General features: G+C 61.2%; 13 protein-coding genes. All 13 read left to right on the top strand.

The window, feature by feature from the left end:
• The first annotated feature begins 20 nt into the window (after positions 1-20).
• Positions 21-566 (top strand): hypothetical protein, encoded by a 546-nt coding sequence (locus KSS97_RS13705; protein ID WP_217861892.1) that lies wholly within the window; start codon positions 21-23, stop codon positions 564-566.
• A gap of 105 nt (positions 567-671) precedes the next feature.
• Positions 672-2,717 carry a lipase family protein gene (locus tag KSS97_RS13710; RefSeq protein WP_217861893.1) on the top strand — a complete coding sequence of 682 codons (2,046 nt, stop codon included), beginning with the start codon at positions 672-674 and terminating at the stop codon, positions 2,715-2,717.
• 28 nt (positions 2,718-2,745) lie between these two features.
• Positions 2,746-3,519 carry a hypothetical protein gene (locus KSS97_RS13715; RefSeq protein WP_217861894.1) on the top strand — a complete coding sequence of 258 codons (774 nt, stop codon included), beginning with the start codon at positions 2,746-2,748 and terminating at the stop codon, positions 3,517-3,519.
• 73 nt (positions 3,520-3,592) lie between these two features.
• Entirely contained in the window at positions 3,593-3,859 is a 267-nt protein-coding gene (locus KSS97_RS13720) for a PAAR domain-containing protein (RefSeq protein WP_030142757.1), read from the top strand.
• Between the two features lie 3 nt (positions 3,860-3,862).
• On the top strand, positions 3,863-5,023 hold the full coding sequence (locus KSS97_RS13725; protein ID WP_225936106.1) for a KPHS_23130 family T6SS system protein: 1,161 nt from the start codon (positions 3,863-3,865) through the stop codon (positions 5,021-5,023).
• A complete protein-coding gene (locus tag KSS97_RS13730) occupies positions 5,020-8,388 on the top strand; it encodes an ImcF-related family protein (RefSeq protein WP_217861895.1) in 3,369 nt (1,122 codons plus the stop codon). Before KSS97_RS13725 ends, KSS97_RS13730 begins: the two co-directional genes overlap by 4 nt.
• A complete protein-coding gene (gene tssA, locus KSS97_RS13735; RefSeq protein WP_217861896.1) occupies positions 8,385-9,971 on the top strand; it encodes a type VI secretion system protein TssA in 1,587 nt (528 codons plus the stop codon). The genes KSS97_RS13730 and tssA overlap by 4 nt, the downstream gene beginning before the upstream one ends.
• 22 nt (positions 9,972-9,993) lie before the next feature.
• Positions 9,994-11,766 (top strand): type VI secretion system baseplate subunit TssF, encoded by a 1,773-nt coding sequence (gene tssF, locus KSS97_RS13740; protein ID WP_217861897.1) that lies wholly within the window; start codon positions 9,994-9,996, stop codon positions 11,764-11,766.
• On the top strand, positions 11,730-12,827 hold the full coding sequence (gene tssG / locus KSS97_RS13745) for a type VI secretion system baseplate subunit TssG (protein ID WP_217861898.1): 1,098 nt from the start codon (positions 11,730-11,732) through the stop codon (positions 12,825-12,827). Before tssF ends, tssG begins: the two co-directional genes overlap by 37 nt.
• The gene (gene tssJ, locus KSS97_RS13750) at positions 12,808-13,344 is read left to right on the top strand and encodes a type VI secretion system lipoprotein TssJ (RefSeq protein ID WP_217861899.1); all 537 of its coding nucleotides are present in this window, start codon (positions 12,808-12,810) and stop codon (positions 13,342-13,344) included. The genes tssG and tssJ overlap by 20 nt, the downstream gene beginning before the upstream one ends.
• Before the next feature lie 3 nt (positions 13,345-13,347).
• Entirely contained in the window at positions 13,348-13,815 is a 468-nt protein-coding gene (gene tssE / locus KSS97_RS13755; RefSeq protein ID WP_217861900.1) for a type VI secretion system baseplate subunit TssE, read from the top strand.
• Positions 13,812-14,930: an OmpA family protein gene (locus KSS97_RS13760; RefSeq protein ID WP_217861901.1), complete on the top strand. Its 1,119-nt coding sequence runs from the start codon at positions 13,812-13,814 to the stop codon at positions 14,928-14,930. The genes tssE and KSS97_RS13760 overlap by 4 nt, the downstream gene beginning before the upstream one ends.
• Positions 14,931-15,093: 163 nt before the next feature.
• Positions 15,094-16,809: a type I secretion system permease/ATPase gene (locus KSS97_RS13765; RefSeq protein ID WP_030138686.1), complete on the top strand. Its 1,716-nt coding sequence runs from the start codon at positions 15,094-15,096 to the stop codon at positions 16,807-16,809.
• Positions 16,810-16,812 lie beyond the last annotated feature (3 nt).

Here is a 16,812-nt window from a genome sequence, read left to right on the forward strand (position 1 = left end):
TGCCAATTTGCGGAGTGTCGATGATTCAGCGGTCTTCAATAAGATGTATCAATATTCGCGCTCGCTGGAATTCAGGTGCGACTGCCTTCAAGTGGCCGATTTTGGCCAGGGTTATAGGATGGATAACAAGAACTATGAAAGCAAAATGGCTTTATATTTTCTGGGGCGGGATGGAATTGCTGTATTTAGGCGGGTTCTGCTATCTGAGTATTTCTCAAGGGGATATTCCTTTTTTTAGCGATCTGCGCGCCTTTGTTTTGTTGGGTGAGGAGCACGGCTTGGTTTCTGCAGTGCTTTTTATGTCATATCTAGCGCTGAACGTGTCGATCATTTTTTCCTTGCTTTTATTTTTTCTGGGAAGTGATTCGGTGCGATATGTCGTCTATGTGCAAGCGCCGCTTAGAATCCTGCTGGCGATGCCATCCTTAGTATTTCTCCCCTTGGTCGTGAGTTTTGGCGATGTAATTTATGCTGAAGCGCTGATTGTTTTGTTGTTGTTCTCTGAGGTATTGAAAGTTGGCTCCGTTCATTTTTACAGGGATGGCTTTATTTCTGTGAGCAAATGAACTGCTTTGGTTGGCTAGTTTGCGAATAGCGACATGGTTTTATCTGCGGTGGGCGGAGACCCATTCGCTACGTAAGGACACATTAATCATTAAGGAGCGATCGATATGAATGATACCCGGCACCGTACGGATACGCTTAATCCATTCAAAGTCATTACCGTGGGCAAACAGAAACAGCACTGGATCGAATTCCAACTGCTGGACGAACAAGGTGAACCCTTGGCGAATATGCCCTTCCGTGCGCAGAACGAGGCCACGCGCACGGCCTATGTTCCCGAATACGCCGGCGTCAGCGATGCCGATGGGGTGATCCGTATCGAGGGTTTGCACCCATTGGCCATCACCTTGTTGCTGGAGGCCAATTCGCTGGCCGGGCAATTGCAAACCCGTCGTTTGCGCGCCGAACGGCCTGAGCCGCCCAGGCCTGTAATTGGCGACCGTACTCCGCTGTACAGCCCGCAGCGTTCGGGTTTTTCTCCAATCGAACGACAGGCCATTGAAGCCGGGCATGGCTACCACTACCTGCGTATCGGCCAGTTGTGCGATCAACTGCCCGATCTGTCCCCGCCATTGACCGACGCCAGTCAACCGCCAGCCTTTCATTTCCCGGACCGGACGTTCAGTGGTTTTAAGGTCGACGATGAACAACTGGACCGCCGTCATGTGCTGGAGGTCTGTCCATTCCGGGCCTGGTCGCTGGTGCTGCACCACCAGCCCGATTACAGCCTTGCCAACGCCTACAACCTGGGGCTGATGAGCATCTTGTCGTACAGCACATGGCCGGAGCAGGACCGGGGTTCCGTCAAGGAATTTTTCGACCAGCAATGCCTGGACCTTTCACGTACGCCGAGGATATGGGACGGGGGTCAGAATTGGCCTTGTCTGGTCAGTGATGTGCCTTTTGATGAGCGCTATACAACGGCCGAACCGTTGGACACCAGCAAAGCAGAGCCGCCGGAAGGAGATACACAATTGTTCTACGCCATCAGTGCGTCCCAGGTGTTGGTGGCTTGGCGCGGCACAGAGATGGCCTACCCCTTTACCGACCTGGCGACAGACGTGACCTTTCGACCGGTCCAGCCAGAAGTTGCGGCCAACTGCGAACCCAAGGTGCCCTGTGCGGACCTGACGCCGGAAGGCAGCGTGCATTTGGGCTTTCGGGATGCTTATGAGGTTGCAAGAAGGATTTATGCCGATGATTTGGGCAAGACGATTCCTGGAGAGGCCTTCGACAGGAAGCTCTTCATTTGCGGCCATAGCCTTGGTGGCGCCCTCGGTCTGATTCATGCCGCTTCGCTGAAAGCGCGCAATCCAGTGCTGTACACCTACGGCATGCCGCGCACCTTCACTCTCAAGGCTGTGCAGGGCCTAGGCGAGTTGCAACACTTCCGGCACGTCAACGACACCGACACCATCCCCAGCGCACCGCCCGAAGCGGCGCTGGATAATTACCTGTACGACTTGTACGGCCCGTTGGGCACCACCCTGGGATTTACCTGGTCGTTGCTTCAGCTAACAGCCAGCACGGTGTTTAAGCATGGCGATCCTTTTTGTCACCACGGCGAAATCGCCATGTTCTTCAGAGCCGAACAACACGTGCAGGAACGTGGCTCGCAATACCCGGCCTATCGCAACAAGGATGGGCTCGGCGCGCCTTACTACACCACCATCGCTCGTCCCCTGCATGAAAAGGCCAAGTTCTACCTCGTACCCAGCCTGAGTCCTGAGGATGACCAACAGGCCAAGCAAGCGCAAGAAGGCCTGATCGGCACGCTGCGCCCAGGTGATCGGGCCCGATATTTCCCACCCCAGGGCAACCCCAAGAAGGGCCGACTGAGTGGCCTCGGCAACCATTTCATGTCCGAGTATCAACCCTACCTGCACAACCATCTGCTGGAGTCGATCAACCCCGAGCGGGAGCCCTTGATGAAGGAGCAGCTTGAGCGACAACGCTTTGAGCAGCAGATGCACGAGCATTTCAGCCACATCCATGAACACGAGCGGGACCGTAACCGGGTCTTCCTGGGTTTGCAGGGTTTGCTGCCCCAGGCTTTGGGTACCACACGGGACGTCGAGGGCGGTATCGAGGCGCTACAACGCTTCGATGCCGTGGCCAACCCGAATACCTACTTTACGAAAACCTGGGGCTGAGTCCGTCGACACGACCAAGGAGTGGATCATGATCAAGGAAATACCCATCGCCATAGTGGCAATGGTCATCAGTCTCAGCGGCTGCGCCAAGGACTACAGCCTGGCACCACCGGCGGACAGCGAAAAAGTGACGGTAACGGTAAAACTGCCCAAGGAGCTGAAAACCGAAACCATGTGGGTGATGTATCGCTCGGCCACTTGTAAGCGCATCAGCTATGGCGCTAGCGGCCAACGTACCGAACGGGATGGCCATAACTCCGTTTATAAAGAGTTCGAACGCCAGGGGCAGAGTGATATTTATCAAGTGGAGCTACCCAAAGATGGGGGCGGTGCATGCCAATGGCACCTGGCCAATGTCACCTTCGGTGTTGCTTATGCCGATCCCGCTCGCTTTGGTGAAAACGTAATTCCTGGAGGAGGCGGTGGAGTTGTGGTGATCCTCGACCACAACAACTCCCCACGAGGAGGAGCTGACTTCAAAATAGATGGAGACTTAACGATACAAAAAAATTATTACCCATGGGTGAGCGAGGCATTTCTGGGGGGATATAAAAAACACATTAGCCTATTAGGTGAGGGGCATTTATATCTTAAATATCAGGCACTGCAAGCTCAGAAAATATATTTCGAACCCATCCTGCACACCGACTTCATGCTGCATTCAACTGAGCCCAAGGAGAAAAAAGAGGGCAACTACATTGCATTCACCTTCCCCGATGGAAGTGTCTGGGCCGATGGTCGCTTGGACTCGAAGTTTCAGAAGCTCCAAGCCATTCGCCTGGCTGCGGAGAACAAAGAATGAAGCCACTTGTTCCCGTTCTGCTTGAAGCAAACCTAACAGTCATTAACCAACCTTAAGAACAGGAGTTCTGAACATGTCACAGGGATTTGTTTTGCTGGGTGATAAAACCACTCACAACGGAGAAGTCATCTCGGCCTCTTCCACGATGATTATCAGAGGCAGACCTGTAGCGCTGGTCGGCGATAAGGTCCGCTGTCCGATACCGGGGCATGGGGTCAATCCCATCGTCGAAGGCTGCGGGGAATGGTCCGAGAATGGTCGCGAAATGGTGGTCAACGGTTGCCGCAGCGAGTGTGGTTGCCAGTTGATTTCCAGCGCTTCTGATTGCGCGGTGGGCTGAGCCATGGGTTGGGATCGTCAGGCACCCGAAGTGGTGGAGGCCCCGGCGCCTATCGTGCTGGGTCGCTGGGTATTGGCGGCAGGCGCGGCAGTGCTGGTGTCTGTTTTGTTGTTCTTGTTGCATACCGCCGGCCACATGCCGGTATTACAGGAACTGAATATCTGGGCATTTTCCGGTTCGCCGTTGCTGGCTTGGGCATTGATGTTCAGCGCTCGCGCCTATGCCTATGGTGGCGCGCTGAGTCATCACCAGTTCCTGCAAGCGGAGGCGCAAGATGCGCAACACGCTTGGCAGGATTGGGCGCATCGCTATCTGGCGGTGCAGGCCAGCTGTGTGCTGTTGCCAGATCGCGTCTCCGCCAGCGTGGTCGTTCAAGACGGAATCAACCTGCCGCCTCGAACGGGACAGGCTCGGCGCGTTACCGAGCTCCCGCAGCAGCCAAAACGCGCGCCCGCCGGACTGTCATTGCTGTTGTCGGCCCTGGAGCCGGTCATACGCGTTTTGCCGGCAACACAACCGTTGCGGGTCACTCTGCTAAGCGATGTCGAGCCCGAGGAATACGCCGTGTTGCGCGACATGTGGCATCAAATCTGGGCCACCGACATGGGGTTGCCGCCGCCAGAGTCGGTCACCGTATCAGCTGAATTGTCATACCGGTGGATCGACGAGACGCTGAGGACAGGCAGTACCGCCGTTGAGTTGATCCTGGTGCTGCAACTACAAGGCGAATCGGCGTACTCGGACGGCTTGGCTGCCTTGCTGTTGTGCCCGGATAAGTCGGCGCTCGCGTGGGAGCTGCCGGTAATCGGTGGTTTGTTGCGCCCCATGCCGCTGGATATCAAGCACTTGCCCCACGAATTATCGATATTCCTGCAAACCCAAACCAACGCTCGCCAAGCGACCGGCTTATTGGCCGATAGCGCCGACTGGCAATCATTGATGGGCCAAGCCTTCGCCGCCGGCGGTGCTCTAGACGCTTCGCTCGAAGTAGGGCAGCAGTGGGTCCAGGAGCGCCTGTGTGGGGTGACAGGGCCATTCAGTCATTGGCTGACGGCAGCGCTGGGCGTGGAGATGTCCAGGCATCAACAATGCCCTTTGCTGCTCTTGGCCGAAGATAAATCAGGGCATTGGATCAGCACTGTGACGACCGGAGAGATCGCATGAACACCTTCAGTAACTTATGGCGCCGTGCGGGTGCGGCGGTATGGCTCATCGCGCTGACGGCGCTCTTGGGATGGGTTATCTGGTCGTACGGCGAACGGGTGGGCTTGGTGGAAGATGCCCAGAAGTTGTTGGCTTTGTTATTCACCATGACCATGGCTGTGATGGGGTATCTGGCACCTCTTTTGTTGATCTATCTCAAGCGGCAGTTCCACCGTGAGCACGAACTGGCGGGAAAAGCACGCCCTGACGCGGATGCGCGTTTGGTGCTGCCACCCCGATCAGGTTCCGAATACTTGGAACTCCGCGAAACCCTCCGCCACCAATACGGCCCCCTCTGGCGCCACAAAGTCCGTCTCCTGCTCATCGTCGGCGAACCCACCGAGATCACCGCCATCGCACCGCAGCTGGCGGATAAGAAGTGGCTCGAAGGCCAGCGCACCGTACTGTTGTGGGGCGGCAGCCTCCAAGAGAGTCTGGAAAATCCTGTGCTCGAACCATGGCTCAACCTCCGCCGATGGCGCCCATTGGACGGGGTCGTCTGGGCACTGACCCCAGAGCAGATCGCCGATGCAGTGCCGCTGGCCAAGGGCATGCGCCATTTGCAGGGGCTGGCCCGTCGAATGCGGCGGCAGGTGCCGTTGCATCTCTGGCAGGTGTGCGAAAGCACCTGGTCCCAGGAGGGGCGCGAGCGTCAGCCGGTGGGTTGTCTGCTGCCGGCGAAGGTCACCCCAGCGATGCTGGAAGAATGCCTACAGGAGTTGATCGAGCCTTTGCGTCACCAGGGCATCGTGCAGATGAAGCTCAAGAAGCAGCTACACCACGATTTCCTGCTGCGCTTGTCGCGGGATTTGCAGGCCGATGGCATCGCCCGTTGGCGTCAGGCGCTGGCGCCGTCGTTGAGTGGGTTCAATCCGGGGGTGAGGCTGCGTGGGCTGTGGTTCAGCCAGCCGCTGCGCGAGATCCGGAGCGCTGACGGCGAGCATTTCTGGTGGCCGGATCCGGTGTGGCAGGGCGTGCAGCGCGACAAGGCGGTCGGCGCGCGGCTGGGCTGGGGGGCGCCGCGGGTCGTTTATGCGTTGTGCCTGGGGTTGGCCGTGGTGTGGGGCGTGGGAATGGCGCTGTCCTTTGTTGGCAATCGGGCGCAGATCGTTCAGGTGAAAGCGGTGTTGGCGGGGCTGGACGCGTCGTCGCGGGCCGATGAGCAATTGCTCGCCTTCAACGAGCTGGTCCACGTGCTGGCGCGCCTGGATCACCGTGCCGTGGCCGGTGCGCCATGGCATCTGCGCTTTGGCTTGAACCGCAATCCCGTCCTGCTTGAAATGCTCTGGCCGCGTTACGTCGAGGCCAATAATCGCCTGGTGCGCGACCCGGCGGCGGCGCGCTTGCGCGAGCAACTGGAGGCGTTGGTCAAGTTGGCGCCGGGCAGTGCCGAGCGCGTCGAGCGCTCGGCGGTTGCCTACGATCAGCTCAAGGCGTACCTGATGATGGCGCGCCCGGAAAAAACCGAGGTAGACCTTCTGGTCAAGACGCTCGCCCATGTCGAACCCACCCGGGAAGAGGTTGCCCCCGCGCTCTGGCGAACGCTGGCGCCCGGCTTCTGGCAGTTCTACGCCGAGCAGTTGGCCGCGCACCCGGACTGGCGCATCGAGGCCGACCCTCGGTTGGTGGCGCAGGTGCGCCAGGCCTTGCTCGATCAGTTGGGCCAGCGCAACGCCGAGGCCAGCCTGTATCAACAGGTGCTGGATGACGTCGGCCAGCATTATTCGGCCCTGGGCCTGGCGCAGATGGTCGGCGACACCGAGGCCGCCGGGCTGTTTTCCAGCAAGGCCAGCGTGCCGGGGGTGTTCACGCGCCAGGCCTGGGAGGGTCAGGTGCGCCAGGCCATCGACGAAATCGCCCAGGCGCGGCGTGAGGAAATCGATTGGGTGCTCAGCGACAGACCCGGCGAGGTCGATCCCCGGTTGACGCCGGACGAGCTGAAGACGCGCCTGACCGAACGCTATTTCCAGGACTACGCCAGCGCCTGGCTCGGGTTTCTCAACAGCCTGCGCGCCCGCCAACCGAAAAACCTGGACGGGGTGATCGAGCAACTGACGCTGATGAGCGACGTGCGTCAGTCGCCGCTGATCGCGTTGATCAATACCCTGGCCTATCAAGGCCAGGCCGGCAGCCGCGCCCCGGCCTTGGGCGACTCGCTGATGAAGTCCGCGCACAAGCTGATCGGGCCGGACAAGGCGCCGGTGATCGATCAATTCGTGGATCTGCCCGGTGGACCGCTGGACGCCACCTTCGGACCGTTGTTGACGCTGCTGGGCAAGGGCGCCGAAGACCGAAACGCCAGCGACCATCTGAGCCTCCAGGCCTACCTCACCCAAGTGACCCGCGTGCGCCTGAAGCTGCAACAGATCAGCACCGCCACCGACCCCATGGAAATGACCCAGGCGCTGGCGCAGACGGTGTTCCAGGGCCGCGGCATCGACCTGACCGACACCCAGTCCTACGGCCGATTGATGGCCGCCAGCCTCGGCGCGCAATGGGCCGGCGTTGGCGAGACGCTGTTCGTCCAGCCGCTGGAACAGGCCTGGCAGCGGGTGCTGCAACCGTCGACGGCGGGCCTCAACAGCCAGTGGCAGCGCTCGATCGTCGAGCACTGGAACGCGGCCTTCGCCGGGCGCTATCCGTTCGCCGCGACGGCCAGCGATGCTTCGCTGCCGATGCTGGGGCAGATGATCCGCGCCGACACGGGGCGCATCGAGCGCTTCCTGCACAGCCAGTTGAGCGGCGTGCTGCGCAAGGAAGGCAACCGCTGGGTGGCCGATCCGCGTCATGGTCGCGGCTTGCGGGTCAATCCGCAGTTCCTGACGGCAATCAACCAACTCGGCGACCTGGCCGACGTGCTCTTCACCGACGGCGGCCTGGGCCTGAGTTTCGAGCTGAGCGGCAAAGGCGTGCGCGATGTGGTGCAGACCACCTTCATCCTCAACGGTGAAAAACACGAATACTTCAACCAGAAGGAACGCTGGCAGCGCTTCGGCTGGCCGGGGCGCAGCGACTATCCCGGGGTCAGCCTGACCTGGACCAGCGTGCACACCGGCGAGCGATTGTTCGCCGACTACGCCGGCACCTGGGGGCTGATCCGCTTGCTGGAACAGGCCAAGTTCACGCCGCTGGACGATGGCGACAGCCGCTACCGCATGGTGCTCAAGGCCCCCGATGGCCTGGGCCTGACCTGGCACCTGCGCACCGAACTCGATGCCGGGCCGATGACGCTGCTGAAGTTGCGCGGGTTCAAGTTGCCGGGGCGGATATTCCTCGCTGACGGCGGGGCAGAGGCGTCCCATGCGCGCAAAGAGGTTTTCGAATGAGCCTGCAAAGCTTGATCACCCGTTGCCTCGGAAAGCGCGACGCGGTGGCCGTTGCCCGTGAACAGGCCGCACGTTGGCAGCCCTGGTTGCAACCGATCAGCGAGGCGTCACCCGTCGGCGACGACCCTGGCTATGACGATGACTTCCAGCGCATGCGCGAAGAGGTCGACAAGTTGTCCGGTGCCGATGCCGAGCGAGTAGCCCAGTTGGCTGAGAAGCTGCTGACCCGGACCTGCAAGGATCTGCGCGTGGTCACCTATTACGTGTGGGCGCGCTTGCACCGGGACGGTGAGGCGGGGCTGGCCGACGGTCTGTGCCTGCTGGCGGCTTTGGTGGAGCGGTTCGCTGACAGCGTACTACCGGCGCGCGCCACCAGTCGCAAGGTGGCGCTGCAATGGCTGGCCGGCGCAAAGGTGCTGGACACCCTGTCGCTGTACCCGGAGGTGGTCAAGGCCGAGGCCGAGCGCACTGCCGCCGCGTTGGCCTGGCTGGAGCAGGGGCTGGAGGCTTGGCCGGAAGATCAACGTCCTTGCCTTGGCGCGCTGCATGCCGCGCTGTCTGCCCGCCTGGCTCAATCCGGCGGCGTGGAGGCGGTGGTGCCGCAGAATGCGGCCAGCCAGGAAGCAAGTGCCCAGGCAGGCACGCCGACCGTTCCAGCGATCAAGTCCGGTCGGGATCTGTTGGACCATGGCCGGGCCTTGGCCGGTTATTTGCGCGATCAACCCCACGGCTGGCTGGCAGGCCATCGACTGATGAAAAGCCTGCGTTGGGACACGGTGCATCAGGCGCCGCCCGAGGACGCCGACGGCAATACCCGGCTGACGCCGCCGAGGGCGGATTATCGGGCGCAGCTCAAGCGTTTGTACCTGCAGCAGGCTTGGCGGCAGTTGCTTGATCAGGTCGAGCGGATCTATGCCGAGGGCGTGAACCATTTCTGGTTGGACTTGCAGTGGTACGCGTACCAGGCCTTGAGTAAACAACCCGCGCCACAGGATGGTTGGGCGGACGTCGTTCAGCGTGACTTGGGCATGTTCCTCGAGCGGTTGCCGGGGATCGAGCTGCTGCGCTGGAGTGACGGCACGTCCTTCGCTGATGAGGCCACCCGTGAATGGATCGCCCAACACATCAGCGGCAATGGCCCTGGGCAATGGCTGCCGGCTCCATCGTCGACGCATGGCATCGGCGATGCCGACATCTTGTCGTGGGAGGGTGAAGCCTTGGCGCAGGCCGACAGGGAAGGGGTCGAGCCCGCACTGGCCTGGCTGGCGGCGCGTCCGGACATTCAGGGTGGGCGGCAACGTTGGCTGTTGCGTCTGCTGATGGCGCGGGTCGCCGAACAGTTCGGCAAGACCGATCTGGCCATCCACCTGCTGGGGGAGCTGGACGCCGCCGTTCAACACCACGATCTGCGCGGGTGGGAGCCCGAGCTGTATTTCGAAGTCAAGGCTCGTCTGCTCAAGCTGCTGCGCCTCAAAGCCCAACGCAATGACACCGACAAACCCGCCCTGGCTCGACGCATGGAAACCTTGCTGGCGGCGCTCGTAGCCATCGATCCGGTACGTGCCGCCGTGCTGTGCGGCTGACCCTCATTGATCAGGATGCTTTATGAACATGGACAATCTGACACTGCGCTATTTCGACGCCGAAATGCGCTACCTGCGCGAGGCCGGCAAGGAATTCGCCGAGGCGTTCCCGGACCGTGCGGCGCTTCTCAACCTGGACAAGCCGGGGGCGCAGGACCCCTATGTGGAGCGACTGTTCGAGGGCTTTGCGTTCCTGATGGGGCGCCTGCGGGAAAAGCTCGACGATGATCTGCCGGAGCTGACCGAAGGCCTGGTGAGCCTGTTGTGGCCGCATTATTTGCGGACCATTCCGTCGCTGTCGATCATCGAGCTGGTGCCCGATCTTGCCCAGATCAAACGCAGCGAACGGATCGCCCGGGGGTTCGAGATCCTCTCGCAACCCATCGGGCCGCAGCGCACCTGCTGCCGCTATACCACCACGCAAGACGTGACGTTGCAGCCGCTGGCGTTGGCGTCGGTGGCGCGTGACCACGAACCGGATGGTCGCTCGCTGCTGCGCTTGCGCTTTGCCCGCAGCGAATCCGTTCCCTGGGCAGAGATCGACCTGAGTCGCCTGCCGTTGTACTTGAATGCCGATGCACCGCTGGCCAGCGCGCTGCACCAGGCCCTGACCTTGAACCGGCAGGCTATGTACGTGCGCGTCGCGGAGCAGCCTGGCCGCACGCCTTTGGATGGTTACTTCGCGGCCAAGGGCTTTGCCGACGAGGATCGGCTGTGGCCCAAGGGCGACAGCGCCTTCAGTGGTTATCAGTTGCTGCTGGAATATTTCACGTTCCGGGAAAAATTCATGTTCGTCACGCTCTGCGGGTTGGATCAGTTGGCGATTGAACCCAACGCGCTCTGGTTCGACCTCGAAGTGGTACTGCGTGAACCCTGGCCCCATGCTTTTGACCTGAGCGCCGAACACATCCGCCTGCACGCGGTGCCGGTGATCAATCTGTTTGTGCTGGAGGCCGATCCGCTGGAGCTGGACCCTTTGCAAACCGATTACCTGCTGCGCCCGATGCGCTTGCAGGACGGCCATCTGGAAATCTATTCGGTGGACGAGGTCACCGCCTCAAAGGAAGAACAGCGCCTGGACTACGTGCCGTTCAGCAGCTTTCGCCACAAGGGCGGCATGCTGCGTGACGAAGCGCCGGAACGTTATTTCCATACTCGCTTGAAGCGCGCCGCCAATGGCTTGCACGACACCTGGTTGATCCTCGGTGGCGAAGGTTTCGACGAGGATCGGCTGCTGCGGCCCGATAAACGCTTGTCGCTGCGACTGACCGGCACCCACGGCCAACTGCCGCGCAAAGCGTTGCAGAGCACGGTGCTCGATACGGCGGTGCAGCTCACCCAGTTCGGCCTGCGGGTGCGCAACCTGTGTGCCCCGACGTTGCCCTGCTATCCGCCAAATCGCGACCGTTTTCATTGGCGCATCCTCAGCCACCTGGGCTCGAATTTCCTGCCGATGCTCGACAGTGCCGAGGTGTTGCGCGGGACGTTGGCGTTGTACGACTGGACGGGCAGCGAGCTGAACCGGCGTCGGCTGGCGGCGATCGTCGAGGTAAGTCATCACCTGGTCCAGCGCTTCGAAAAGGGCTTCCTGCTGCGTGGGGTGGATATCGAAATCACCCTGGACACCAACGGATTCGCGGGGGAGGGCGATATCAGTCTGTTCGGCGAAATGCTCAACCGCTTCTTTGCGCTCTACGCGGACGTCCATCTTTACACCCAGCTCACGCTGGTCCTTCAACCTACTGGAGCGTGCCTGCGATGGAGCGAGAATCACAGCCAGCGTATTCCCGGTTGAACACCGGCGGTTTGCTGAGCACAGTGCAGGAGCGGGTGGCCGAGGCCAGCCTGTACCGTTTTTGCCAGTTGCTGGAACAAGCGCTGCCCGGAAATCCTCTGCTGGGCAGCACCGCGCGTCCGACGGACGACCCGGTGCGTTTTCGGCCCGATCCCGGCATGGGCTTCCCAGCCGGCGAGCTGAAAGCGATCGAACTCGATCCGGAGAATCCGGGGCGTCCGGCGACCGTACGCACTCGTGTGCTGGGGTTATACGGCGTCGACTCGCCGTTGCCGACGGCGTTCCTCGATGACATCGCCCAACGCCGGGAAGGGCATGAGGCGCTGGAGGCCTTCCTCGACATTTTCAATCACCGGATATTTACCCAGTTCTACCGGATCTGGCGCAAGTATTCCTACCCGGCCACGTTCGCAGCAGGCGGCACCGATGCGACGTCGCAATGCATGCTGGGCCTGATCGGGCTGGGCATTCCCGGAAGCACGCGACGCGTCGCGACGCCCATTTCGCGTTTCCTTGCGTTGCTCGGCGTCATGCGCCTACCGACCCGCAACGCCGAAGGCATCGAGGCGTTGGTCAAGCTGCTGGCGAGCAAGACCCAGGCGCGAGTCAGCCCGCACTGGCCGCAGAAAATTCCTTTGGCGCATCCGGCCAGCCTTTGCCCGTCCCGTCCGGTGACACTGTCCGAAGGCACGCCGCTGGGCAGTGTCGGGCGGGATGTCAACAGCCAGTTGCACCTGATGCTTTGCACCGATGACGCGAAGGAGGCCAACGACTGGTTGCCTGGCGGAGCGCTGCACAGCGACTTGCTGGTACTGCTGCGGGTGTACCTGGGATGGCGTTGCAGCGCGACGCTGCAATTGACGGTCGCGCTGAGCAGCCTGCCGACCCCGGTCCTGGGCAATCGCCGGATTCGATTGGGCATGACCGGTGTGCTGGGCTTGGGCACAGACACCTGGCGGGCGAAAGAACACGAAACCCTCACGATCAATCTGGGCCGTTATCAAGGCCTCTCGATCCATTCTCGGAACAGGGAAACACAGCATGTCTCGTACCCTTTTTAATCTATCGATACTGGCAGTGATCGCCACTGCACTGGGCGGGTGTGGGTTGACCCAGACCGTCACACAAGGCACTGCGTCCGCCGCCGAGACGATTTTCCATAAGCAAGTGAAGACCCTGCACCTGGACTTCAACGCGCGCACGGCCCTCAACACCGACGTTGCGGACATGAATGCGCTGTCGTTGCCAACCCTGGTCCGCGTGTACCAATTGCGCGATGGCAAAGCGCTGGACCGGGCGACTTACGAGGGGCTGGTGAGGGGTGACGAGCGGCTGCTCGACGGCGCATTGCTGGACAGGCGAGCCGTGGTGGTGAAACCCGGAGCAGGGGCACAGTTGAGCGTGCCGATGAATCCGCAGGCGAGAGTAGTCGCGCTGGTGGGCTTGTTTCGCAATCCCGATGCTCAACCCGACACCTGGCGCCTGCTGCTGACACGCGATGACCTGGACCCGGATCGGGCACGGCTCATCGAGATGGGAGACAACCAACTGACCTTGCGTCCCTTGGCGAAGGAATAAGCCATGACCGAGCCCAACCCCTCGCTCTACGAAATGTTGCTGCAAAACTTCGACGGAGAACTGGATGTGCATCGCGTCAGCGAGCAGGACCAGCACACGCTGTCGGTCCTGGACAACCTAAAACGCATCCTCAATTGCCGGGCGGGTGCACTCAGTCACCTGCCGGACTACGGACTGCCGGATATGGGCACGGTTTTGCAGGGGTTGCCAGCAACGGCGCATACCTTGATGAAGACCATGACCGACACCTTGCTCAAATACGAACCACGGTTGGCGGAGCTCGCCATCGAACTGTTGCCCCAGGTGCTGCCGGGGCATTTGGAATGTGCGCTGGACGTGCAGTTGAAAGGCGGGCGGCGGGTGAGTTTCGGGACCACTGTGGGGCCGGAGGGCAAAGTCCTTGTGCGCCACCTGACGCGGCAGAACTACTTTTCGACGCCTGGAATGGATCACCCAAGGGGCGGGCGATGAGCGCGTTGTTCGAGGTGCATGTTCGACTCGGCGGCGATCCGCGCGGTTATGCTGAGTTCGTCGCCCTGCGGGGTGAGTTGGCGAAGCTGGGCCATGGCGCCTGTCCCGATGTGGATTGGCAGAAAGTGGAGCAGTTGTGCCTCGTGCTACTGCAATTGAACGGGGCAGAACTGCAGACCGTGAGCTTTTATGCGCTGGCGCGGGGGCAGCGTCACGGTTTGGATGGCATGGTCGAAGGCATGAGACTGCTCAAGACTCTCTGTGGCCAATGGTCCAGTCTTTGGCCGGCGTCGGTCTCCGTTCGCCTGGAGATGCTCGGGTGGTTGTTTGCCCAACTGCAAACGCTGCTGCGCAGCTGGGCGCTGTCGACCAACAACCTGCGCGCATTGCTTGAGTTGGATAATGCGCTTACCGACCTCAGTGAACGGTTGCCCTGCCAGGCGCCCGTACCGTTGACCACGCTGCAGGCCCTGCGACTGCAGGTCACGCACCTCATCCAGCGCTTGGAACGGAGCGACTTCGGCACCGAAACGGCATTGCTCCCCGTCCGGGTGGCGGAACCGGCATTGATGATGCCGATCGTGCTCGTGCCGCCGCCCGATGCGACAAGCGGCAAACGACGGTTATTGCCATGGCTGTGCACCGCGGCGTTGCTGCTTGCCATCGCCGCCGGCGTTGCCGGGTGGCGGCAAGGCACGCAGGCGGATGTCGTCTGGCCCGATCCGGTACAGCTCGACAGCCTGTCGCTGTTCGACGCCGGCAGCGCGAAGCTCAAGCCCAGCTCGACCTCTGTCCTCGTCAAGGCCCTGGTCGACATCAAGGCCCAGCCAGGCTGGTTGATCATCATTGCCGGGCATACCGATGCCACAGGTTCATCGGAGCAGAATCTCCGGCTCTCCCATGCCCGGGCGTCTGCGGTACGTGACTGGATGCAGAGCGTGGGCAGCATTCCCGCCGATTGTTTTGCCGTGCAGGGCTTTGCCGCCCATCAACCCATCGCAGGAAACGATACCGAGGCCGGGCGAATCGCCAATCGACGTGTCGACATCAGCCTGGTGCCGCAAGCAGGAGCTTGTGAGCTTCCAGCAAACCGCAGGCCAGAGAGGCGCCTTTGAAATTCCTCCTTAAGAACCGCAAGGATGTGCCGATACAGCGCGGTAGATCCGATTGTGCGGGCACTGCAGTAGTGTCCAAGAAAAGATATTCCAGGCGTTTGCGCGCCTGTGCCCTTTAGATTTTTTCCAGGTTTGACCCTAATCGGACCTCAGGGAATGAACCATGCCAGCCCACTCCAGGACCGAGTTGGAGGATGCCCTTGCCGCGTGCAAAAGCAGCTTTCTTTCCGTTGCCTTCTTCAGTTTTTTCGTCAACCTGCTGATGCTGGTTCCCTCGTTCTACATGCTGCAGGTCTATGACCGTGCGGTCGCCAGCGCCAGCCTGTCGACCTTGTTGATGTTGACGCTGATCATGTTGCTCCTGTTGACCACGATGGGCGGACTGGAGTGGGTTCGGTCGCGGATCATGGTGCGGATCAGCACGCGCCTGGATACGTTGCTGGGCCAGCGCCTGTTCGACGCGAGTTTCAAGCAGGCGCTGACAAGCTGCGGCATGAACGCCACGGCCCAGCCCCTGAGCGATTTGAACGCGTTGCGCCAGTTCCTGACCGGCAACGGCCTCTTTGCGTTTTTCGACACGCCCTGGATTCCGATCTACCTGGCCGTCATGTTCATGTTCCATCCCTGGTACGGCTGGATGGGGCTGTTGAGCGCGGTGCTGTTGGGTACGCTGGCCTACGTCAATGAAAAACTCACCCAGGCACCGCTGCATGCGGCCAACCGCGAGCAGATGGCGGCTACCGCTTTCACCAACAAGAGCTTGCGCAACGCCGAGGTGGTTGAATCCATGGGCATGCTTGCCAGCTTGCGTCAGCGCTGGAGCGAGCAGACCCACACCGTTCTTTCCCTGCAGAGCCTTGCCAGTGACCGCGCCACGACGGTCGCGACCGTCTCCAGGACGTTCCGCCAGGTCGTCCAGTCGCTGGTGCTGGGCTTGGGTGCGTACCTGACGATCAATCACGAGATTTCGTCTGGGCTGATGATCGCCGGCTCCATTCTGCTGGGGCGAGCCCTGGCGCCCATCGATCAATTGATTGGCGTCTGGAAAGGCTTCCTGGGCGCACGATCGCAATATGCAAGGCTGCACCAATTGCTGGCAACGATCGCCGCCGAACCTGAGCGCATGTCCTTGCCGGCACCCGAGGGCGCGATCCGGGTGGAAGGCCTTTCGGTTGGCGCGCCCAACCAGCGCAAACCGATTATCCGGAGCCTGACGTTCGAGGTGCCGGCAGGTTCCGTGGTGGGCATCATTGGTCCGAGCGGCGCGGGCAAGTCGACGCTGGCCAGGGCATTGCTCGGCATCTGGCCAAGCCTGGCGGGTACGGTGCGCCTGGACGGTGCGGACATCAGCCAATGGCGGCGGGACGAACTTGGCCCCTACATCGGTTACCTGCCGCAGGACATCGAGTTGTTCGAAGGCACCATCAGCCAGAACATTTCACGCTTCGGTCCGGTGGACGCACCAGCCGTGGTCGCTGCCGCGCGCATGGCCGGGGTGCATGAACTGGTTCTGCAATTGCCTGATGGCTACGACACCTTGATCGGCGCCAATGGCGGTGGCCTGTCCGGCGGCCAGCGCCAACGCATCGGCCTGGCCCGCGCGCTGTACGGCGAACCGCGCCTCGTATTGCTCGATGAACCGAACTCCAACCTGGACGATGCGGGCGAAAAGATGCTCGCCGAGGCGCTGCAAAAACTCAGGCAGAGCCGCGCCACGGTGTTTGTCATCACTCATCGGTCCGGCGTGCTGGCGCAGGTCGACAAACTGCTGGTCCTCAATCAGGGCGAACTGAGCCTGTTCGGACCGCGCGACAAGGTCCTGGCGCGACTGCAGGCTGCCACGCCCGCGGCGCACCCGGCCGCCGCCATTGAATCGTAGGAA

This window comes from Pseudomonas alvandae, from assembly GCF_019141525.1.
Lineage (GTDB): Bacteria > Pseudomonadota > Gammaproteobacteria > Pseudomonadales > Pseudomonadaceae > Aquipseudomonas > Aquipseudomonas alvandae.